Consider the following 18921-nt stretch of genomic DNA (forward strand, 5'->3'; position numbering starts at 1 on the left):
TGGATAGGACCGTGGACCGGTATCGTGAACTTGAGAGGCCGCAGGCCATGCGCAGAAAGGATGTGGTGCTGATGGCCACGGTCACGAGTTTCGAGGAACTCGAGCGCCCGACGAAATCGGAACTCCGTCAGTTTGCGGAACTGTTCACGCCTCTTTTCCAGGCCTCCGGCGACGAGGCACGCCGCCAGGCCGTTGCCGCTCTCTCCCGCTCCCTGCACATTCCGCCCGCCGTTGCCTTCTTCATCGCCAGCCAGCCTGTATCCGTCGCCGCTCCCTTTCTGATCGGGTCCGCCTGCCTGACCGACGAGATGCTGATCACCATTGCCCGCACGCAAGGGGCCGATCATGCCCGCGCCATTGTCCGGCGCGAGAACCTGTCGCCGAAGGTCATCGACGCCCTGGTCGGTCTTCGCCACGCCCGCAGGACAGCGCCCGGCGAACCGGCGCAGGATGCCTCCGCCAACCGCGTGGCCGGCGCCGAACCGACCCTTTCCGTCCCCGCAAAGCTGGCCGACGGGCCGGAAGAGGCACGCCTTGCCCGCGAGGAGGCCTTGCGCCAGCAGATCAAGGGGCTTGCCGCGCATCTCAACCGCGCACCGGGCGACCGGCTGGGCCTGCGCAGCCTGACCGAGGTGCAGGAGGCGCTTCTCGTGCGCTTTGCCCGCGAACGCGATGCCGACAGCTTTGCCACCACGCTGGCCGATACGCTGTCGGCCAGCCGCTGGCTCGCCGAACGCATCCTGCTTGATGTCTCCGGCCATCAGCTCGCCACCACGCTGAAGGGCCTTGCCATGGGGGAAACCGAAGCGCTGTTCGTGCTGGAGCGCTTCTACACGCATCTGAAGGACGTGATCGGCGATACGACCCGCGGCCAGATCCTCTGGGAGTCGCTCGAGGAAGACGAGTGCGGCCGCCACCTCGAAGCCTGGCGCCGCGCCGACCGCTACACCTATGCAGAACCCGTGACACCGACCGTGGCGGAGACCAGCGCGCCGCAGACCGAAAAGCGCGTCGCAGGTCTGGCGCCGCGCTTCCGGGTTGCCCGGTAAGGCACGCCCTGCCCATGCCGCGATAAACCTGTTTCTCTCCCTGCGCCGAGGTTTTCCTTGCGCGCGCCACCCCTTATATGAGGGGCATCGAACCGCGGCTGCGCGCGGGCGCCCGCAGGCGAGCCGCCGGGCCTTGCGCCTGCCGGGGAGCCCAACGGAGCCGCCATGACCAGCATTGACCAGATCATCGACGATTTTGCCTTTCTCGACGACTGGGAGGATCGCTATCGCTATGTGATCGAACTCGGCAAGGCGCTGCCGGATCTGCCGGAGGACAAGCGAACGGCCGAGAACAAGGTCAACGGCTGCGCAAGCCAGGTCTGGCTGGTGACCCATCGTGGCGAAGGAGCCGATCCCGTGCTGACCTTCGAAGGCGATTCAGACGCGCATATCGTGCGCGGCCTGGTGGCGATCGTGCTGGCCGCCTATTCCGGCAAGACGGCCTCGCAGATCGCGACATCCGACGTGTTCGAGGTGTTCAATCGCCTCGGTCTGGTGGAGAACCTCTCCTCGCAGCGCGCCAACGGCCTGCGTTCCATGGTGAAGCGTATCCGGGACGAGGCGCAGGCGCTGACAGCGGCCTGACCCCATCCCCGGCCTTCGCCCGAAATGTCCGACCTTACAGCTGCGGGCGAAAATCCTCCGCGCCCCAGGCATGGCGGCGCGGACGTCCGGGCGGTGGCGCATAATGCCGCGCCAGCGCCAGAAGGGCCGTGCGCAGCATCAGCTTGGCGGAACGCACCGGCCAGCCCCGCTCCCTCTCCACCAGTTCCAGCCCCTTGCAGAAGCAGCAGACATCGAGCGCCACGCCGGACAGATCCGGGCCCATGGCCTCCACGGCGCGGTTGACGCGAAGCCTTGCGGCCAGCGCGGTATCGGACAGATCCTGAAGACCGCCCCGCTCGCCCGCCATGCGCTGGGCAAGCCGCGGCTCCCAGCTGGCGGTGACGCGCGGTGTCAGCTGCCCGCGCTCGAAGTCGGCGGCCAGCCGCTCGCCCGCCGCGATCGCCTCCTCACCGAAGAAGGGCTTTCCGTCGCGATCCTTCAGCCGCACCAGCGCAGCAAGCGGCGATTCCAGCAGGTTGCGCCGCACGGCCTGCCGCACCCGGGCGACCTCCACGGTCTCCTCGACCTCGAGACGGTGCTGGCCGGCAAAGGGCTCGTCGCCGACCTCCGCCAGCTGCCTGCGCAGAAAGGCGATCGCCTCCGGCCGGGCCGATAACCGCTCGCCCTGACGCTCCAGCAGCCCGGCGGACAGCGCTGCCTGCACAACCTCCGACGCATGGCGCCCCTGCCCCGAGGCGCCCGTGAGCACCAGCTCGTCTGCCTCGGCGCCCTCCGGCAGGTGGCAGGGGCCGCGCACCACCTGCTTCAAAAGACGCACCAGGGCCTTGCTGCCCACAGGCGATACGGGAGAAGGACTGCCGCCGATCCCGTCCTTGCCAAAACCCTCAGTCATGACGCAGACCCTCGCGACGGCCGAAAACGGCAACCACCATGCGCTCGATCGTCGAGACGAAAGAATCGAAGGCGGCATCCTCACGACGATCCTCCACCACGCTGCAGGCATGGCCCACGGTGGACCGGTCCCGCCCGAAGGCATCGCCGATATCACCCTGCGGAATGCTGAGCGTGACGTGGCAGACATACATGGCGATCTGCCGGACATGGCAGAGCGCGCGGCGGCGGTCACGGCGAAAACTCGTGCGGTCGCCGATCGCCATCACCAGTTCGCTGACCAGTTGCCGCACAATGCGGCAGACCTGCGTCAACGGCAGCGTGGCCGGCGGAACGAAGGGCGGCACCAGCACCGGACCGGCGGCATTGCGCGCCTCGGAGGAACATGGCAGTGGTGGAATTCTGTCGATCTCTCGCATGAACAACTCCCGAAATAGGAATTAATTCATATACCCTTGTCACAACCGGGGGACAAACAAAAGCGGGTCCTGCGACCGTTTCGTTGATTTTACAGGGATATTTTCCGACAGACGCTAAAATTTCGGGATGATTATCCTCACCCCTCTCCCAAAATCGAGGGGATCTGCGGGACGGCGGCGGAGGCTGCGCGGCCATGCCGGCAACAATCGGGCGCCTCTCACGGCAGGCGCGCCAGCGCAAGCCACAAGCGCCCACGCTCCCGGCGCACGAGGATCGCCCCGGTCGCATCATCGCGCTCGCGGCGACATCCGTGCCTGCCACACAAAAAAACGCCGCCCGAGCGAACACCGCTCCGGCAGCGCTTGTGGGTCACGCCATCACCGCGCCCCTTGCAGAGAGGGAGCGGCGGAGGCATGGATCTTACTTGGCGCGCTTGCGGCGCTGGCCAAGGCCCATTTCCTTGGCAAGGCGCGAACGGGCCTCGGCATAGGACGGAGCCACCATCGGATAGTCGGCCGGCAGGCCCCACTTCTCGCGATATTCTTCCGGCGTCATGTTGTAATGGGTCATCAGGTGACGCTTGAGCGACTTGAACTTGAGGCCGTCTTCCAGGCAGATCAGGTAGTCGTCTTCGATCGACTTGCGGATCGGCACGGGCGGCTTCGGCTTTTCGACCGCGGCAGGAACGGGCGCCGGCGACGACGTGTTGCTGAGCGCGCTGTGCACGTCGGAAATCAGGTTGGACAGATCGCCCACCGGGACGACATGGTTGCTGACATAGGCGGCCACGATATCGGCGGTGAGTTCCACCAGCAGATCGGAGCCCTTGCCCGCAGTGACTTCGGTCATTTCAAATCTCCTGTTCGTTTCGCTGGCGTCTGTATCACCTTGATACAGCGCCGTGTGCAGAGCAGTGCGTAAAACCCGAGATCATGCCCGTTTTTCTTTCGAAAGCGGATCCACCCCTAGATCCATGCGGGCGTGAACGAATTTTTGCGCGCCGTGCAAAATACCGATCGCTGTTCCTGTCCCCTTTTGCCCCGACTGCCCGTTCCCGGACATCAAATCAATGGCAAGAGTTTGGCCGAACGCGGTCGATATTCGTGCTCTACTGAAATGCGATTAGCATTGTTCGCGGCAAAGTCCAAATACAATCTTCGTAACTTTGTTCTATTCGGGACTTTGTCCTACGAGTTTAAGCGCTTACTGATTGATTATCGCACAGATGGCGACAAGCCAAAGTAAATATGAGAGGCACCCTGATTATCAAGGGCTGTCCTGACGAAGATGGTCGGCAACGGAGGACGGGTGGAGCCGATAGCCTGCCTTATGGGCCGCACGCGCCAGCAGATGGGCCGAGACGGGCGTGGTCAGGATGAAGAAGAAAAATCCCGCCAAGGCTCTGGCGAATATGGATAAATCGGCAGAATGAAGCCCTGCCGCGAGCAAGAGCAGGCCAGAGCCGACGGTGCCGGCCTTGGAGGCGGCGTGCATGCGGGAAAACATGTCGGGAAAGCGGATCAGGCCGATCGAGCCCATCAGCGCGAAAGCACTGCCGGCCACCAGAAGCAGAACCGTCACCAGCGTGAGTATAAGGCTCATGCTTTTCTCTCCTGTTTCATTTTGGAGCGATTCTCCGGACGTTCGCCGGCGTCCTCACCGCGCATGGCAGCCCCCTCGCCTTCCGCGCCGGCAGCACCGCGCGCCAGGATGAAGCGGGCCAGCGCCACGGTGGCGAGGAAGCCGACAAGGCCGAGCGCGATCGCAACATCGATGTAGAGCGTGAAGCCGGTCTTGATGGCAATGACGGCGATGAAGCCGATGGCGATCCCGACCAGCATGTCGAGAGCCACCACCCGGTCCCCCAGCGTCGGCCCACGGATCACGCGCGCCACGGTGACGAGAAAGGACAGGACCAGCAGGGCCAGAGACAGCCAGATGCCGGCGGAAAGAAGCAGCGCCTCGGTGATCATCGAAAGGCCTCCATGATCTTGCGCTCGAAGCCTTCACGGATGTCCCGCCTGGCGCCTTCGATGTCGGAACAGTCGATGGCGTGCACATAGAGCGTGCGGCGGTCCTCCGACACGTCGACGGAGAGCGTACCCGGCGTCAGCGTGATGAGATTGGCAAGCAGCGTGATCTCGAAATCGCGGCCCACCGTGAGCGGAAAGGAAAAGATGCCGGGCCTGACCACGAGGCGCGGCCTTGTGACCAGCACCGCGACCTTCCAGGCCGACAGCGCCAGCTCGCGCAGGAAGAGCGCCAGCAGCGAGAGAATGCGGCCGATGCGGCGCAGATAGCTGACCCCGTGCGCCTGCTCCCGCACCAGTCCGATCGAAAGCGCCGACACCGCAAAACCGAACAGCAGGTTCAGCACGCTTGCGCTGCCGCTGACAGCGACCCAGATGACCGCAAACAGCACGTTCAAGGTAAAGGCGGTCATCGCGCACCTCCGCCGGGAAAGACAGAACCGAGATAGGCGGCCGGATCAATCAGGCCCGCAGCCGCCTCCTGAGAGAGGCTGAGCGGCCATTCCGGAAACAGGCCGAACAGGACAATCAGCAGCCCGAGCGCCAGGATCGGTCCGAACGCGGCTGCCGGCAGCGTTCCTTCTCCGGCCTGCGGTCCGGGCGCGGGGCGCCAGTAGACCAGAAGGAAAACGCGGGCGAGCGCGATCGTCACGAGAAAGCCGGAGAGAAGAATGCTGCCCGCCAGCCACCAGGCGCCGATATCAAGCGAGGCCTTCACCAGCACGATCTTCGGCCAGAGGCCGGAAAAGGGCGGCAATCCCGCCACCGCCAAGAACAGCGCCAGCGAGACGAAGGCAAAACCCGGTGCCCGCTGGTAGAGACCGCCCTGCGCGGACAGCGTCCATTCGCCGGTCAGAGCGGCTGCCCGGCCGATGACGAGATAGAGCGCCGTCATCGCCAGCATCGAATGCAGCGCGTAGAAGATCGCACCCGAAAGCCCGGCCACGCTGCCGACCGCGATGCCCGCCATCATGTTGCCGATGCCGGCAATCACCGCATAGCCCGCAAGCCGTCTCAGATCGTTCTGCGCCAGCATGCCGAGCGCGGCGGCGAGCATGGTGAGCGCGGCCACGACCGCCACCACCAGGCTGAGCTCCTCCAGCTGCAGCGGAAACAGCATGACCATGACGCGCAACAGGGCATAGATGCCGACCTTGGTCAGCAGGCCGCCGAACAGGGCAGAGACCGTGACGCGCGGCGTGTGATAGGAGGCCGGCAGCCAGAAGTTCACGGGGAAAGCGGCAGCCTTCATGGCGAAGGCCAGGATGAACAGGCAGGATAGCGTCATCAGCGGCGCGCCCGAGATGCTGCGCGCCTTGAGCACCAGATCCGCCATGTTGAGCGTGCCGAACACCGCATAGAGATAGCCGACGGCGATCAGGAACAGCGTGGTGCCGATGAGGTTCAGCACCGCATATTTCATAGCGCCATCGATCTGCTCCCGCTCCGACCCGAGGATCAGGAGACCGAAGGAGGAGATCAGCAGCACCTCGAACCAGACATAGAGGTTGAAGATGTCGCCGGTGAGGAAGGCGCCGGAGACGCCCGCCATCAGCAGCAGCAGGAAGGGAAAGAAGCCGTAGCGCAGGCGCGCGTCATCGATCTCGGTGCAAGCTGCAACGGCCGCCGCCAGCGCCACCACGGCCGAGACGAGCGCCATCACCGCACCGAAGACATCGACGGAAAAGGCAATGCCGAAGGGCGGCAGCCAGCGGCCCATCACCATGGTGACGGGACCGACAGCCAGCACCCGCCACAGCAGCAGCGCATCGATCAGCACCAGCCCGGCAAGGCCGGCGATCGCGATCGGCGCATGCAGGCGGATGCGATGGCGCAGCATCATCAACACCGCACCAAGCCCGATCATCAGCGCCGGTGGCAGGATGACCAGCCAGTCGGCGGCAGGCGTCGGCGCAAGCTGCAGGGCCGCGGACAGATCGATGGGGGCGGAGGTCGTGGCAGCCATGATCGGGCCTCCTCAATAGCCGAGCGGCGGCATGGGATCATCCTTCGGCTCGGCCAGCCGCATCTCGTCCGTATCGTCCGTGCCGAGGTCCTGATAGGCGCGGTAGGTCAGCACCAGCAGGAAGGCGAAGAAGGAAAACGAGATGACGATGGCCGTCAGGATCAGGGCCTGCGGCAGCGGATTGGCCGCCCCCTCCGGCAACGCGTCGAGCCCCGCCCCGATGATCGGCGGCACTTCCCGCGTCAGCCGTCCGCCGGTGAAGATCAGAAGGTTCACGGCATTGCCGAGAATGGCGATACCAAGCAGCATCCGCACGGAGTGCCTGGACAGCATCAGATAGACGGCGGTCGCGAAGAAGGCGCCGACCAGCACCGCAAGCAGCGCTTCCATCAGTCGCTCTCCTTTTCTTCCAGCGCCAGCGCAATGGAGGTGATGGCGCCGACCACCACCAGATAGACGCCGATATCGAAGCTCATGACGGTGGAGAGCGGCACCTCCACCCCAAAAAGGCGCGGCGCGATCCACAGGCCCGTCATGAAGGGAACGCCCGCGAAGACCGAGAGAAGGCCGGACAGCGTGGAGAGCATGAGGCCGAAGCCGGCGATCGACAGCGGATGGAAGCGGATCGCCCGGCGCACCGCCGCCACGCCATAGGCAATGCCGTAGATGGCAAGCGCCGAGACGGCGATCAGCCCGCCAATGAAGCCGCCGCCCGGCTCGTTATGGCCGCGCAGCAGAATGAAGATGGAAAACAGCAGCATCAGCGCGGTGAGGAAGGGCGCGACGGTGCGGAAGATCAGCGTGTTCATGGGCGCTCTCCCGCCTGCGGCTCGGCCGCATACGGATCGTTATCGGCCGGGCGCTGCGGCCCGCCGGCCCGGATGCGGATCAGCGCCAGGATGGCGAGCCCCGTGACCATCACCACCGCGATTTCGCCCAGCGTATCCGTGCCGCGGAAATCGACGATGATGACGTTCACGACATTGGCGCCGTGGGCAATCACCTTGGAATAGGCGTTGAAGAACTCCGTCAGGCGCGCATCGAAAACGCCTTCCGTGGTTTTCAGCAGCAGCAGCGTGAAGCCGAGGCCGCAGGCCACCGCAATCGTTCCATCCATCAGCATCTGGCCGAGCGGGCGGCGGTCGGAGGGCGTCAGGCTGAGCCTGGTGATGGCCAGCGCCAGAATGACCACCGAAAGCGTTTCCACCATGAACTGGGTGAACGACAGATCCGGCGCGCCGAACAGCAGGAAGATCACCGCCACCGCAAACCCCTGGATGCCGAGCGAGACAATGGCCGTCAGCCGGTTTTGTGCCCGCAGCACCGCGACGAGCCCCAGAAGCGCAATGGCGAAGAAGGCCCATTCGTGGATCGGCACGCCGGAGGGCATCCGCGGCATGGCCGGCCATTCGCCATAGACGAAGGGAGGCGCCAGCAGCGTCGCCGCCAGGATCAGGAAGGTGGCCGTCATGTAGAGGTCGAGCCGGCCCGGCTGGATCAGGCGGGTGATGCGCACCGAGAGGCGCACAAGGCCGGCAAGCGCCGCATCGAAGCCGCGATCCGGGCCCGGACCGATCGCCTCCACCACCTGCTGCATCAGGCCGCGCAGCCGGTCGATCTGCCCGTAAACAAGAAGGCCGAGCGCCACCGTCAAAAGCGAAAGCAGCAGCGGCACCCCGAGATGCGGAACGGTGGAAATGGTGACGGTGACCGGTTCCCCCTGCACCGCGCTTGCCATGGGCGAGGAGATGAAACGGTGGGCAACGGGTGAGAACAGGCCGGCCAAAAGGCCGAGTGCGGCAAGCGCCACCGGCCCCAGCCAGAGCAGCAGCGGCCTTTCATGCGCAGGCTTCGGCGTTTCGACCGGTCTGCCGACAAAGGGTTTCAGCCCCACGGCAAAGGCGAGCGCGAACATCAGCGCATTGCCGAGAATGGCCACCCCGCAAAACAGCAGGGCACGCGGATTGCCGCCGGCCAGCGCATAATAGATCTCCTCCTTGGCGAGGAAGCCGAAGAACAGCGGCAGGCCGCCCATGGAGAGCGCCGCAAGCAGCGCTGCGGCAAAGGTGACCGGCATCGCCTTGGCAAGGCCGCCGAGCCGCGTCACATCGCGGGTGCCGGCCTCGTGGTCGATGATGCCGGCCACCATGAACAGCGCGCCCTTGAACAGCGAATGCGCCACCAGATAGAGCACGGCGGCCGTGACGGCATGCGGCGTATCGAACCCCGTCAGCATCACCAGAAGGCCGAGCGAGGCCATGGTGGTATAGGCAAGCATCAGCTTGAGATCGCTCTGGCGCAGGCCGAGAAAGGTGCCGGCGATCAACGTGATGCCGCCGGCGAATGGCAGCAGGATTTCCCAGGCGGCCGTTCCCCCCAGCACCGGGTTGAGCCGCATCAGCAGATAGACGCCGGCCTTCACCATGGTGGCCGAATGCAGGTAGGCGGAGACCGGGGTCGGCGCCTCCATGGCATTGGGCAGCCAGGCATGGAAGGGAAACTGGGCAGACTTGGTGAAGCAGCCGCCCAGGATGAGCAACAGCGTCGCCAGGTAGAAAGGACTTTCGCGCACGCCCTCGCCGAAATGCACCAGCAACGACAGCTGCGTGACGCCGCTGACATTCCACAGGAAGATCAGGCCCGCCAGCAACAGCAGACCGCCGCCACCGGTGATGACGAGCGCCTGCAGGGCAGCCCGCCTCGCGGCTGCGCGCTGGTGATCGAAACCGATCAGCAGGAAGGAGGTGATCGAGGTCAGCTCCCAGTAGACGAACAGCATCAGGAAGCTGTCGGACACCACAAGGCCCAGCATGGCGCCCATGAACAGCAGGATGAAGGAAAAGAAGCGGCCCTGCTGCGGATGACCTTTCATGTAGCCGCCGGCATAGAGCACGATCAGCGTGCCGATGCCGGTGATCAGCAGCGCGAAAGTGAGCGACAGGCCATCGAGGAACCAGGAGAAGGACAGGTTGAAACTGGGCGCCCAGGCATAACCGCCCGTCACCACTTCCCCCGCCGACACCTCCGGCAGGAAACCGGTGAAGAAAAGAAAGGAGAGCGCGGGCGCAAGACACAGCAACCAGGCGGCCCGGTGGCCGAGATGACGTGTCAGAACGGGTGCCGCCAAAGCCGCAACGAAAGGCAGAAACAGGCAGACCAGGGTCAGTTGAGCGATCATTTCCTCCCGCCGATGCGTCGGATTCTTGGACAAGGTCTCCGGCGCCGGCCGAGAGGTGCCAGCTTACTTAAGGCATGCTCACCGCTGCCTCAATGTTTTTAGACAGAATTCGACGCAGCTCCGTTCTTTATGAGCGCGTCGTGAACACCTATCTGAGGTGACAGAAACCGGAAACCTGCGAGGAACGCCATGCAAGACAGCAAGCTGAAGATCGAGAAGACGGAGGCCGAATGGCGCGAGCAGCTGACGGCGGAGCAATATCGCATCCTGCGCCAGAGCGGCACCGAGCGGGCATTCACCGGCCCCTACTGGAACAGCAAGGAGAAGGGTCTCTATCGCTGCGCCGGCTGTGACGAGCCGCTGTTTGTCTCCGACACCAAGTTCGATTCCGGTTGCGGCTGGCCGAGCTATTTCGCGCCCGTCAAGCCGGATGCGGTTGTGGAACTGCGCGACACCTCGCACGGCATGGTGCGCACCGAAATCCGCTGCGCGACGTGCAACGGTCATCTCGGCCATGTCTTCCCCGACGGCCCGCCGCCGACCGGCCTGCGCTACTGCATCAACGGCCATGCCATGGTGTTCGAGGCCCTTTGAGCGAGCGGGATCGCTGAGCGACGGGCACGGGGGCGCGCGGTTGAGGCCGGCCGGCGGATACCGGACACGCTTGCGGCGAAGGGCCGGCACGGCAACGGAGCGACCGGAATCCCGGCCTGACGGCGGCATCCCGGCCGCCCGCACACACAGACTGTTGGGGACACCATAGTTCGACCTTCGCCGAAACATCCGGACACGAATGGGCGATAGGGTGCCGGCGACAGCCACAGGAATCGACACCCCGATGCCCGAAAAGACAAGTCTCGCCCGCGAACTCCTTCTTCTTCTGCTCCTCGCCACCTGCTGGGGATCGGCCTATACCTTCATCAAGGTGGGGATCGAGACGATCCCGCCGGTGACGCTGATTGCGGCGCGGACCCTGATTGCCGGGGCCCTGCTTGTCGCGATCCTGCGGCTGCGCGGGCTTTGCCTGCCGAAGGATCGCGCCGTCTGGGGGCGTTTCCTTGTGCAGGCCTGCCTCAACAGCGCAGTACCCTTCACGCTGATCGCCTGGGCGGAGCAGAGCGTGGATGCGGGGCTTGCCGTCATTCTCAATTCGCTGACGCCGGTGGTGACCTTTCTGATCACCGCCTTCGTGACCCGCCACGAGGCGGTTTCCAGCCGCAAGCTGGCGGGTGTCGTTGCCGGCCTGACCGGAGCGAGCCTGATCATCGGGGTCGGTGCGCTGAACGGCCTGGGGCGTGATGTGCTGGCGCAGCTTGCCGTGGTCACCGCCACCGTCTGCTACGCCTGCGCCGCGATCTACGGCAAGAATTTCAAGGGTCTCGACCCGATGATGCCGGCGGCCGGCTCGCTGATCTGCGGGGCAGCGCTGCTGCTGCCCGCCAGCCTCGTCATCGACCATCCCTGGACGCTCAGTCCCTCGCCCTCTTCGCTTGTGGCGCTGCTCGCGCTCTCGGCCTTCTCCACCTCCCTCGCCTTCGTCATCTATTTCCGGCTGGTGCACACGCTGGGTTCGGTCGCCACCACCTCGCAGGCCTATCTGCGCGTGCCGATCGGCGTCGCAATCGGCGCCATCTTTCTCGGCGAGCGGCTGTCGCTCAGCAGCTGGATCGGTCTTGCCTTCGTGATGGTCGGCGTGATCGCCATGACGCTGCCCGGCCGCCGGGCAGAAGCCTAGGTGCGCTTGTCAGGACGCGGGGCCAGGGTGGTGCGCCGCATGCCGGATGGTGGGCCACCACGCCATGGCGCGGCGCGTCCTGGCGGCGCGCCAGCCATTGGCAACCGGGTCGGAAAGCTCACGGTCGGCCATCCAGCAGGCGCTGCCCGAGCAGAGCCACAAAGCTGTCGCTGAACCCTTGCGACACGAAGGTTTGTGTATCGAAATCACTGCACCGCCCAACATAGGGCCGGGTACTGAGATAGGCCTCGCAGACCGCCTGCTTCGTCTCCGGACGCAGCCAGTGCATGTCGTCCAGAAGCTGCCGGTGGCTGTCGCGGCCTCCCGCGACCAGACGGCGCACCATCGCTTCCGACAGCGCGAATGGCGGCTTTGGTCCCTTATAGTTCAGCAGAGCGTTCAGCCTGAACTCGACCTCGGGCTCGTGCGTGCGGCGTCCGAACATCTCCCGGTTCCCGAGCAGCAGCCGCAGAACCTCAGCGCTGGACGCGACATTCAGGTCCTCGGGGTAAACGAAATCGCCCGATGTGATGTCCAGGAAGTCGAGAAGACAGGGAATGGGGCCCTGCGAGATATCGGCGACATAGGCCTGCTTCAGCCTGCGCAGCTGTTTCCACTGATCCAGTCCGGCCTTGTAATCGACAAAGCCGATCGAGTCACACCAGTCGCCGACCGTCTCATATTCCCAGCAGCCCCATTGCCACCAGCCGGCATTGGCCCAGTCTACGGGCGGACGGGTGAGCATGAAGACGCGAACCGGCACGCCGAGGTCATCAAAGATCGTCGCAGAGGACGGATCGATCCCGAGGTTCCAAAACCCTTCATTGCTGATGATAACGCTCTCATCGCCATCGAAAATGTCGGCAATCTGCCTCAACCCCTGGCCAAGCTGCTCGACCCAGTCGAAGGCGACATAGCTGGCGGCATAGCCGAACACGGAATGCCTGCCCGCCTCCGCCAGTTCCTCCCCATGCAGCACCGCCCCGTTGTTATCGAGACAGGCATAGACATAGGTGCGGCCCCCCGCAGCCATCACCGGATTGAGCGACAGGAACCCCTGCACCGTACTGCTGGCGCATTTGCTGGCGCCGATATGAACAATCAGCTCTCTCATGTGTCCTCGGGCGGGAAATGGCAGAGCGGCCTCGCAACGCCATTCCGACGGGATCGACATTCACCGCAGACACGATGAGCCGACCGCCGGTTGTGAAAAATTCAAGAGCGCTGCCGTCCGCCTGTCAAGACCGGTTGTGCTGCATCAGTCGCGCGACAGTCCGTTGCAAGCAACGCCCATTGGGTCAGGGCGGAGGGCTGCCGCAAACCGGCTTGCCCGCCGCAGTTTTTGAGCGGCGGAAAGCCGTCGCCGACAACCGACCATGACGCGTTTTTATGATTATGATTCGTAAAAATTATAGGCAAGAGAGGATGAAGAGAAATCACACCCGACCGTTTCACACATCTCGGGGTGCCGATCCGGGGACATTGACTGGCACGGCAAGGGCCGGTCAGGGCGCACTTTGCGTCGCGGGGACACGTCCCCTCACAGGGGTCGCGACACCTGCAGTTCCATGCAGGCAAGATCCAGCCAGCGGCCGAATTTCATGCCAACCTCGCGGTGGATGCCGACAAGGCGAAAGCCAAGCCCCTCGTGCAGGCGTATGGAGGCGGCATTGCCGGCCTCGATGCAGGCCACCATGACATGGACATTGCCCGCCACGGCTCGTTCGACGAGCGCGCGCATCAGCGCAGCGCCGATGCCGGCGCCCCTGTGGTCACGATGCACATAGACAGAATGCTCCACCGTATGGCGGAACCCTTCGAACGCGCGCCAGTCGCCATAAGAGGCATAGCCGGCGACGCGACCGTCAACCTCTGCCACCAGCACCGGAAAGCCGCGCGCCTGGCGCGCACCAAACCACTGACGACGATTGTCCAGATCGACCTGCGTTTCGTTCCAGATCGCCGTCGTGTTGGCGACGGAATCGTTGTAAATCTCCATGACAGCCGCCAGATCGGCCTCGCCCGCATCCCGAATGATCACACCGGCCCTCATACTTTCCATTATAGTGTACTTATCGTTTCACATAACAGACGACCCATGCGCCGGTCCAGATGGACGCTTCACAGCCCGGATGTTTTCGGGCAGCGCCTGATGCCCAGGCGCCGCGTCAAGGCAATGCGCCGCGATACGCCGGCAGCGGAGGATGCGGGAACGGGTCAGGCGCCGGGCGACGTCAGGCTGAAACAGGTCAGCACCGCCGAATAATGCACGGCGGCGGCGGCCACCACGAAGGCATGCCAGATGGCGTTCTGGAAGCGCAGCCGCTCCCACACGTGAAAGATCACGCCGAGCGAATAGATCACCCCGCCGATGACGATCAGCCAGAGCGTGATCGGCGGCAGGAGTTCGGAAAGGTGCGGCACCACGACGACGCCGCTCCAGCCCATGCCGAGATAGAGCAGGATGGCCAACCGGTCGTAGCGGCCGGGAAAGACGCATTTCACGGTGATGCCGATCAACGCCATGCTCCAGACAAAGATCAGCATCGACAGCACAAGCGGATCGGAGGCGCCACGCTGCAGGAAGGGCGTATAGGTGGCGGCGATCAGCACGAAGATCGCCGAATGATCAAAGCGGCGCAGCAGCCATTTGGTGCGCGAATGCGGCCAGATATTGTAGGTGAAAGAGACCGAGAGGCACAGGACAAGGCCGAGACCATAGGTCCAGGCGGCGGCAAGCTGACCATAGCTGGACCAGACAGTGGCATAGAAGATCAGCGCGGTCACGCCGATCAGCGCAAACACGATACCGATGCCGTGCACCACGCCATCGGCGACGATCTCGTGAAAGTCATAGGTTCGGCCGAAGCGGAACAGGTCGCTCATGCAATGCATCCTCCGTCTCGTGCAAAATGCAGGTCCGGGGTGAAAACGCAACGGGCCGAAGCCCGCTCCATCATCACATTGCATTGTGTTCCGTTAAGACTTTTTGACAGTGATGCGGCGGCCGCCGCATCACGCCTCGCTCATGCAGTCGCTGCACAGGGCAGCGTGTGGCACGGCCGCCAGACGCGCGTCGGAAATCGGTTCGCCGCAGCGGGCGCAGCGGCCGAAGGTGCCGGCCTCGATTCGCCCCAGCGCTGCCTCGATCGCCGCCAGTTCCTTCTGGCCGGCCTCGCCCAGCCCCTCCAGCACCTCGTCATTATTGCGCTCGATGGCGCGGTCGTCGTCATCGGGATTGCCGGGCTGGTCGAGGTCGTGCTCGATCTTCGTGAGCCTTCGGTCCAGTTCGGCGCGGCGCGTTTCCAGAACGCGCCGGTAGTGATCGGTCTCCATGTCCTGTCTCCCGCTCAGCGATCCACCAGCACCGAGCACTTGGCGTGGCGCACCACGCGGTCGGCGGTGGCGCCGATGAAGTAGTTCGAGAAGTCGGGGACATGCGAGGCCAGCACGATGAGATCCGCCCGGTTGGCCTCCGCCGCAGCCAGAATTTCATGCGCCGGACCGCCCTGGCGGATCTCGATGGCCGCGTCGATGCCGAACCGGTCGCGCAGCGCCGCAAGCTTCTGGCTGGCATCCGTGCGCGCCTGCGCCACCAGATCCGTCGGGACATCGATCGCCAGATAGCCCGGCAGCTCCTCCACCACGTTGACGATGGTGATCTTGCCGCCGGCATCCAGCAGGGTGGCAGCCTTTTCAAGGATGCGCTCGCCTCTTTCGAGCTGGGCCATGTCCACGGCAACGACGATGGATCTGTACATGTTGGTCTCCCGGATCGTTTGAATGCAGGCAGTTTCCACCCGCAAGGGGTGGTGTGCCTTGAGCAAGGTCAAATCGGCCGGACACCATCGTCTTCTTTTATCGAACGAAGTTTCGTCGGATCGACATCTATATTGAACGCGCGCGCACGCCTATATCCGGTTCAGACCTCCTGCCCCGGAAAGCCAACCGTCATGACCGATACGAGCGCCCCTGCCCCCTCCTTCGCGCTGACGCGCCCCGCCCACGTGGATACCGCGCATCTGGTCGTCGAGGATCTCGACCGCGTCTCAGGCTTCTACCGCGACATCATCGGGCTGACGCCGATCGAGGGATCGGCGAGCGGCCAGGTGCTCGGCGTCTCCGGCGTGCCGCTGCTGACGCTGTCGACGGACAGGACGGTGGCACGCGCCCCGCGCACGGCGGCAGGCCTGTTCCACACCGCCTTCCTGGTGCCGAACCGCCGCGCGCTTGGCGCCTGGCTGGCCCATGCCGCCCATGCCGGCGTGCGTCTCGACGGCGCCTCCGACCATCTGGTCAGCGAGGCGATCTATCTCTCCGACCCCGAGGGCAACGGCATCGAGATCTACCGCGACCGCACGCCGATGGAATGGACCTATCTTGCCGATGGCACGGTGCAGATGGCGACCGACCGGCTGGACCTGCAGGCGCTCTATGACAGCGCGCCGAAGGGTGCCTGGGGCGGCATGGAGGATGGAACGGCAATCGGCCATATCCACCTGCAGGTCGGCAACATTCCGGAAGCAGACAGCTTCTATCGCGATGTTCTGGGCCTCAAGATCATGGCGCGCTATCCGGGCGCGAGCTTCTTTGCGACCGGTGGCTATCACCACCATGTGGCGGCCAACATCTGGAACAGCCGCGGCGCCGGCACGCGCAGCACCGGCATGACGGGCCTTGCCAACTACACGCTGAAGTTCAACGACCCGGCCGAACTCAAGCGCGCGCTTGCCAGCCTGGAGCGGCTGGAGATTGCCGCCACCCGCGGCGCCGGCGGCTGGTCGCTGAAGGATCCCTGGGGCATCGGCCTTACGCTCTCGGCCTGACGCTCTCCGCCTGAGGCCACGGCCTTTCTGGTCCGTCCGGCGGGCAGTCCGGAACCGGCGCAACTCTCGCGCGTTATGGCGGCGCAAGAGGGACCCCGGACATGGCTACGACTTCGACCCGCCACGGCAGGCACAATGGCAGCATGAGGCGGCGCGTGATGGAACAGGAGGCGGCGCGGCAGGACGAGATCGCCGTGTACCGCGCCGACGCCACCGAATTCATGCCGCTCGGACGCGAGGCGCTGGAGGTGGCGAAAGCCTGGGCGGTAATCGGCATTTTCCTGATCATCGGCTTTGCCGTGGTGCATCACCTCTCGCTGATCCTCAAGCCGGTCACCCTTGCGATCGTCATCGGCATGATCCTCGGCATGGCGGCCGAGCGCATGGGAGAGGTCGGCATTCCCCGCTTCGGCACCGCCCTCATTCTCTCCACGCTGGTGATGGCAACGATCTTCCTGATGATCAACGCGCTGGCCGAACCCTTGGCAACGCTGCTGCAGGACGGGCCGCGCGTGCTGGAAGGCGCGATTGCCCGCATCACGCCGTTCCTGGAACGGCATCACTGGCTCAACATCACCCCGGCCACCTTCGAGACCGGCCCGATGTCGATGGAAAAGCTGATCGAAAACAGCGGCAACATCCTCAGCATCGTCTCCGGCAGCCTGACGCCGGCGATCGTGCAGGGGCTGATCTTCTTTGCGGCACTGCTGCTCTTCCTCTACGGGCGCATCCGGCTGCGCCGCACCATCATCATGGCCTTTCCGACGCGACGCCAGCGACTGCTCGCGATCCGCATCTCCAATGCGATCGAGGAGGTGCTGGGCTATTACTTTGCAACCGCCAGCGTGATGTACATGGGCCTTGGCGTGGTGATGACGCTGATTGCCTATGCCGGCGGGCTGTCGATGCCGATCCTGTGGGGCATCTTTGCCTTTCTCTCGAGCTTCATTCCCTTCCTCGGCATCACCGTGATGACGCTGTCGGTCGCCATTGCCGGCATCATGACCCATGATGCGCTGCTGGTAGCGCTGCTGCCGGCCACCGTGTTCTTCCTGGTGCATCTGGTGATGGAGAACCTCGCCTTTCCGGCCGTGATGGGCCGGCAGTGGGAGATCAACCCCTTCGTGGTCTTCCTCGCCATCCTGTTCTGGACCTGGATGTGGGGGGCTGTCGGCGCCATGCTGGCGCTGCCGCTGTCGCTGATCGTCATGACGATCGCCCAGGAACTGTTCCCGGACCGCAAGACGATGCCGCAACTGCCCGATTGAGGCAGCTGCGGCACCGCAGACCTCAGTCGTAGAGGTAATACTGTTCCCACTGTTCACGCGGAACCTTGGAGCCGACCTTGTAGTCGAAGGATTTGACCTCCAGCCCGTCATTGGCCGTCTGGCACTTGTAGCGCAGGCGATACCAGTCGCCCCGGCTGCGGAAGACGGCACCCGGCGCGCGGATCAGGTCGCCCTTCTCCACGGTGTCGCCAAAGGTATAGGCAATCACCTTGTCGGGCCGGAACCCCTCCGATTCACGCGCGATGCGGTTCATCGCCTCGATATCGCAACGCTGTTCGCGTCTTTCCTCGGGGGTCAGGGCATCAAGCTGTCGCACTATGCGATTGTCGATCGCCTGGGCGGGCAAGGCCGGCACGACGGCCAGCAGCACCGCGGCAAGGGAAGTGGATCGTATCATGCGTCTCATTTCCGTTTCATGGGGGGACGCAGCGAAACCTAGGGAAGGTGTGCCGGAATGACCACCTACCGGAAGACGAATCGCGCAAAATGTGATCAACAATCCCGAACGGCGACAAACCAGCCGGCACGGGAGGGCGCATGGCGGAGGCAGACCCGGACGGGCAAAGCATGCGGCCTCTTTCGGACGCCCGCAAGGAGCAGATCAAGCTGCGCGCCACCTTCTTGAACGGGATTGGCATCGGCGTGATGCTGATCGGGGTGATCACGCCGCCCATTCGCACCCTCTACGGCGACATCGACGCGCAAATCCATCCGATCTGGCTGGTGCTTGTGCCGCTTGCTTGCTTTGCCCTGGGGATCACCTTACATTGGGTAGGCAGCACGATCCTGAAGGGATTAAGCCAATGATAGAGCACATCCTCATGCTTTCGATGCCGGTGATCGGGATCGCCATGGCGATCGGCTTTGTCTATTGGCAGAGCTGGCGTGATGGCGTTCTGCCGGGCCAGCGCTCGAAGAAGAAGTAGGCCTTCTTGCTCTTGGCCTGAGCGGCGCCTATCTCTGGCAGACC

Annotated in this window: 24 protein-coding genes; 8 read left to right on the forward strand and 16 right to left on the reverse strand. The window is 64.4% G+C overall.

What is annotated here, in order from left to right:
* The first annotated feature begins 47 nt into the window (after nt 1–47).
* Together FNA46_RS18420 and FNA46_RS18425 are read left to right on the forward strand one after the other, a co-directional pair.
* Complete coding sequence (locus FNA46_RS18420) at nt 48–1049, forward strand: DUF2336 domain-containing protein (protein WP_143126672.1); 1002 nt, start codon at nt 48–50, stop codon at nt 1047–1049.
* Between the two features lie 165 nt (nt 1050–1214).
* Entirely contained in the window at nt 1215–1634 is a 420-nt protein-coding gene (locus tag FNA46_RS18425; RefSeq protein ID WP_143126673.1) for a SufE family protein, read from the forward strand.
* Between the two features lie 34 nt (nt 1635–1668).
* Here FNA46_RS18425 and FNA46_RS18430 read toward each other — a convergent pair whose 3' ends face one another.
* From FNA46_RS18430 to FNA46_RS18475, 10 genes are all read right to left on the reverse strand, one after another.
* Nucleotides 1669–2508 (reverse strand): DUF6456 domain-containing protein, encoded by an 840-nt coding sequence (locus FNA46_RS18430; protein ID WP_246103183.1) that lies wholly within the window; start codon nt 2506–2508, stop codon nt 1669–1671.
* Entirely contained in the window at nt 2501–2926 is a 426-nt protein-coding gene (locus FNA46_RS26440) for a helix-turn-helix domain-containing protein (protein WP_246103185.1), read from the reverse strand. The genes FNA46_RS18430 and FNA46_RS26440 overlap by 8 nt, the downstream gene beginning before the upstream one ends.
* A 421-nt stretch (nt 2927–3347) precedes the next feature.
* Nucleotides 3348–3776 carry a Ros/MucR family transcriptional regulator gene (locus FNA46_RS18440; protein ID WP_143126674.1) on the reverse strand — a complete coding sequence of 143 codons (429 nt, stop codon included), beginning with the start codon at nt 3774–3776 and terminating at the stop codon, nt 3348–3350.
* Nucleotides 3777–4193: 417 nt separating this feature from the next.
* On the reverse strand, nt 4194–4529 hold the full coding sequence (mnhG, locus tag FNA46_RS18445; protein WP_143126675.1) for a monovalent cation/H(+) antiporter subunit G: 336 nt from the start codon (nt 4527–4529) through the stop codon (nt 4194–4196).
* A complete protein-coding gene (locus FNA46_RS18450; protein ID WP_185969907.1) occupies nt 4526–4897 on the reverse strand; it encodes a cation:proton antiporter in 372 nt (123 codons plus the stop codon). Before FNA46_RS18450 ends, mnhG begins: the two co-directional genes overlap by 4 nt.
* Nucleotides 4897–5370, reverse strand: coding sequence for a Na+/H+ antiporter subunit E (locus FNA46_RS18455; RefSeq protein WP_143126677.1), 474 nt, complete (start codon nt 5368–5370; stop codon nt 4897–4899). Before FNA46_RS18455 ends, FNA46_RS18450 begins: the two co-directional genes overlap by 1 nt.
* On the reverse strand, nt 5367–6923 hold the full coding sequence (locus FNA46_RS18460; protein ID WP_143126678.1) for a Na+/H+ antiporter subunit D: 1557 nt from the start codon (nt 6921–6923) through the stop codon (nt 5367–5369). The genes FNA46_RS18455 and FNA46_RS18460 overlap by 4 nt, the downstream gene beginning before the upstream one ends.
* Before the next feature lie 12 nt (nt 6924–6935).
* Nucleotides 6936–7313: a Na+/H+ antiporter subunit C gene (locus tag FNA46_RS18465; protein WP_143126679.1), complete on the reverse strand. Its 378-nt coding sequence runs from the start codon at nt 7311–7313 to the stop codon at nt 6936–6938.
* The gene (locus FNA46_RS18470) at nt 7313–7732 is read right to left on the reverse strand and encodes a Na+/H+ antiporter subunit B (RefSeq protein WP_143126680.1); all 420 of its coding nucleotides are present in this window, start codon (nt 7730–7732) and stop codon (nt 7313–7315) included. Before FNA46_RS18470 ends, FNA46_RS18465 begins: the two co-directional genes overlap by 1 nt.
* A complete protein-coding gene (locus FNA46_RS18475; protein ID WP_143126681.1) occupies nt 7729–10101 on the reverse strand; it encodes a putative monovalent cation/H+ antiporter subunit A in 2373 nt (790 codons plus the stop codon). Before FNA46_RS18475 ends, FNA46_RS18470 begins: the two co-directional genes overlap by 4 nt.
* 189 nt (nt 10102–10290) lie before the next feature.
* Here FNA46_RS18475 and msrB point away from each other — a divergent pair, with 189 nt between their 5' ends.
* A complete protein-coding gene (msrB, locus tag FNA46_RS18480) occupies nt 10291–10695 on the forward strand; it encodes a peptide-methionine (R)-S-oxide reductase MsrB (RefSeq protein WP_143126682.1) in 405 nt (134 codons plus the stop codon).
* A gap of 244 nt (nt 10696–10939) precedes the next feature.
* On the forward strand, nt 10940–11836 hold the full coding sequence (locus FNA46_RS18485; protein WP_143126683.1) for a DMT family transporter: 897 nt from the start codon (nt 10940–10942) through the stop codon (nt 11834–11836).
* Nucleotides 11837–11954: 118 nt separating this feature from the next.
* Here the strand turns inward: FNA46_RS18485 and FNA46_RS18490 are convergent, their stop codons facing one another.
* From FNA46_RS18490 to FNA46_RS18510, 5 genes are all read right to left on the reverse strand, one after another.
* On the reverse strand, nt 11955–12950 hold the full coding sequence (locus tag FNA46_RS18490; protein WP_143126684.1) for a hypothetical protein: 996 nt from the start codon (nt 12948–12950) through the stop codon (nt 11955–11957).
* 426 nt (nt 12951–13376) lie between these two features.
* Nucleotides 13377–13889 carry a GNAT family N-acetyltransferase gene (locus FNA46_RS18495; RefSeq protein ID WP_143126707.1) on the reverse strand — a complete coding sequence of 171 codons (513 nt, stop codon included), beginning with the start codon at nt 13887–13889 and terminating at the stop codon, nt 13377–13379.
* Between the two features lie 164 nt (nt 13890–14053).
* Nucleotides 14054–14722, reverse strand: a complete 669-nt coding sequence (gene trhA, locus FNA46_RS18500) for a PAQR family membrane homeostasis protein TrhA (protein WP_143126685.1) — start codon at nt 14720–14722, stop codon at nt 14054–14056.
* 129 nt (nt 14723–14851) lie between these two features.
* Nucleotides 14852–15172: a TraR/DksA family transcriptional regulator gene (locus FNA46_RS18505; RefSeq protein WP_143126686.1), complete on the reverse strand. Its 321-nt coding sequence runs from the start codon at nt 15170–15172 to the stop codon at nt 14852–14854.
* Nucleotides 15173–15186: 14 nt separating this feature from the next.
* On the reverse strand, nt 15187–15597 hold the full coding sequence (locus FNA46_RS18510; RefSeq protein WP_143126687.1) for a universal stress protein: 411 nt from the start codon (nt 15595–15597) through the stop codon (nt 15187–15189).
* Nucleotides 15598–15789: 192 nt separating this feature from the next.
* Between FNA46_RS18510 and FNA46_RS18515 the strand changes: the two genes are divergently transcribed.
* Both FNA46_RS18515 and FNA46_RS18520 read left to right on the forward strand, forming a co-directional pair.
* The gene (locus tag FNA46_RS18515; protein WP_143126688.1) at nt 15790–16662 is read left to right on the forward strand and encodes a VOC family protein; all 873 of its coding nucleotides are present in this window, start codon (nt 15790–15792) and stop codon (nt 16660–16662) included.
* 158 nt (nt 16663–16820) lie between these two features.
* A complete protein-coding gene (locus FNA46_RS18520; RefSeq protein WP_425468783.1) occupies nt 16821–17930 on the forward strand; it encodes an AI-2E family transporter in 1110 nt (369 codons plus the stop codon).
* Between the two features lie 22 nt (nt 17931–17952).
* Here FNA46_RS18520 and FNA46_RS18525 read toward each other — a convergent pair whose 3' ends face one another.
* Entirely contained in the window at nt 17953–18348 is a 396-nt protein-coding gene (locus tag FNA46_RS18525; RefSeq protein WP_143126690.1) for a DUF930 domain-containing protein, read from the reverse strand.
* Between the two features lie 140 nt (nt 18349–18488).
* Here FNA46_RS18525 and FNA46_RS18530 point away from each other — a divergent pair, with 140 nt between their 5' ends.
* Both FNA46_RS18530 and FNA46_RS26580 read left to right on the forward strand, forming a co-directional pair.
* Nucleotides 18489–18758 carry a hypothetical protein gene (locus tag FNA46_RS18530; protein ID WP_143126691.1) on the forward strand — a complete coding sequence of 90 codons (270 nt, stop codon included), beginning with the start codon at nt 18489–18491 and terminating at the stop codon, nt 18756–18758.
* Nucleotides 18755–18877 (forward strand): hypothetical protein, encoded by a 123-nt coding sequence (locus tag FNA46_RS26580; RefSeq protein WP_280177819.1) that lies wholly within the window; start codon nt 18755–18757, stop codon nt 18875–18877. The genes FNA46_RS18530 and FNA46_RS26580 overlap by 4 nt, the downstream gene beginning before the upstream one ends.
* Nucleotides 18878–18921 lie beyond the last annotated feature (44 nt).

Source organism: Affinirhizobium straminoryzae (assembly GCF_007004135.1).
Classification (GTDB): Bacteria; Pseudomonadota; Alphaproteobacteria; order Rhizobiales; family Rhizobiaceae; genus Neorhizobium; species Neorhizobium straminoryzae.

Coding starts and splice junctions, on each gene's coding strand:
- FNA46_RS18420 (WP_143126672.1), top strand. CDS start 48: ATGCGCAGAAAGGATGTGGTGCTGATGGCCACGGTCACGAGTTTCGAG.
- FNA46_RS18425 (WP_143126673.1), top strand. CDS start 1,215: ATGACCAGCATTGACCAGATCATCGACGATTTTGCCTTTCTCGACGAC.
- FNA46_RS18430 (WP_246103183.1), bottom strand. CDS start 2,508: ATGACTGAGGGTTTTGGCAAGGACGGGATCGGCGGCAGTCCTTCTCCC.
- FNA46_RS26440 (WP_246103185.1), bottom strand. CDS start 2,926: ATGCGAGAGATCGACAGAATTCCACCACTGCCATGTTCCTCCGAGGCG.
- FNA46_RS18440 (WP_143126674.1), bottom strand. CDS start 3,776: ATGACCGAAGTCACTGCGGGCAAGGGCTCCGATCTGCTGGTGGAACTC.
- mnhG (WP_143126675.1), bottom strand. CDS start 4,529: ATGAGCCTTATACTCACGCTGGTGACGGTTCTGCTTCTGGTGGCCGGC.
- FNA46_RS18455 (WP_143126677.1), bottom strand. CDS start 5,370: ATGACCGCCTTTACCTTGAACGTGCTGTTTGCGGTCATCTGGGTCGCT.
- FNA46_RS18460 (WP_143126678.1), bottom strand. CDS start 6,923: ATGGCTGCCACGACCTCCGCCCCCATCGATCTGTCCGCGGCCCTGCAG.
- FNA46_RS18465 (WP_143126679.1), bottom strand. CDS start 7,313: ATGGAAGCGCTGCTTGCGGTGCTGGTCGGCGCCTTCTTCGCGACCGCC.
- FNA46_RS18470 (WP_143126680.1), bottom strand. CDS start 7,732: ATGAACACGCTGATCTTCCGCACCGTCGCGCCCTTCCTCACCGCGCTG.
- FNA46_RS18475 (WP_143126681.1), bottom strand. CDS start 10,101: ATGATCGCTCAACTGACCCTGGTCTGCCTGTTTCTGCCTTTCGTTGCG.
- msrB (WP_143126682.1), top strand. CDS start 10,291: ATGCAAGACAGCAAGCTGAAGATCGAGAAGACGGAGGCCGAATGGCGC.
- FNA46_RS18485 (WP_143126683.1), top strand. CDS start 10,940: ATGCCCGAAAAGACAAGTCTCGCCCGCGAACTCCTTCTTCTTCTGCTC.
- FNA46_RS18490 (WP_143126684.1), bottom strand. CDS start 12,950: ATGAGAGAGCTGATTGTTCATATCGGCGCCAGCAAATGCGCCAGCAGT.
- FNA46_RS18495 (WP_143126707.1), bottom strand. CDS start 13,889: ATGAGGGCCGGTGTGATCATTCGGGATGCGGGCGAGGCCGATCTGGCG.
- trhA (WP_143126685.1), bottom strand. CDS start 14,722: ATGAGCGACCTGTTCCGCTTCGGCCGAACCTATGACTTTCACGAGATC.
- FNA46_RS18505 (WP_143126686.1), bottom strand. CDS start 15,172: ATGGAGACCGATCACTACCGGCGCGTTCTGGAAACGCGCCGCGCCGAA.
- FNA46_RS18510 (WP_143126687.1), bottom strand. CDS start 15,597: ATGTACAGATCCATCGTCGTTGCCGTGGACATGGCCCAGCTCGAAAGA.
- FNA46_RS18515 (WP_143126688.1), top strand. CDS start 15,790: ATGACCGATACGAGCGCCCCTGCCCCCTCCTTCGCGCTGACGCGCCCC.
- FNA46_RS18520 (WP_425468783.1), top strand. CDS start 16,821: ATGGAACAGGAGGCGGCGCGGCAGGACGAGATCGCCGTGTACCGCGCC.
- FNA46_RS18525 (WP_143126690.1), bottom strand. CDS start 18,348: ATGATACGATCCACTTCCCTTGCCGCGGTGCTGCTGGCCGTCGTGCCG.
- FNA46_RS18530 (WP_143126691.1), top strand. CDS start 18,489: ATGGCGGAGGCAGACCCGGACGGGCAAAGCATGCGGCCTCTTTCGGAC.
- FNA46_RS26580 (WP_280177819.1), top strand. CDS start 18,755: ATGATAGAGCACATCCTCATGCTTTCGATGCCGGTGATCGGGATCGCC.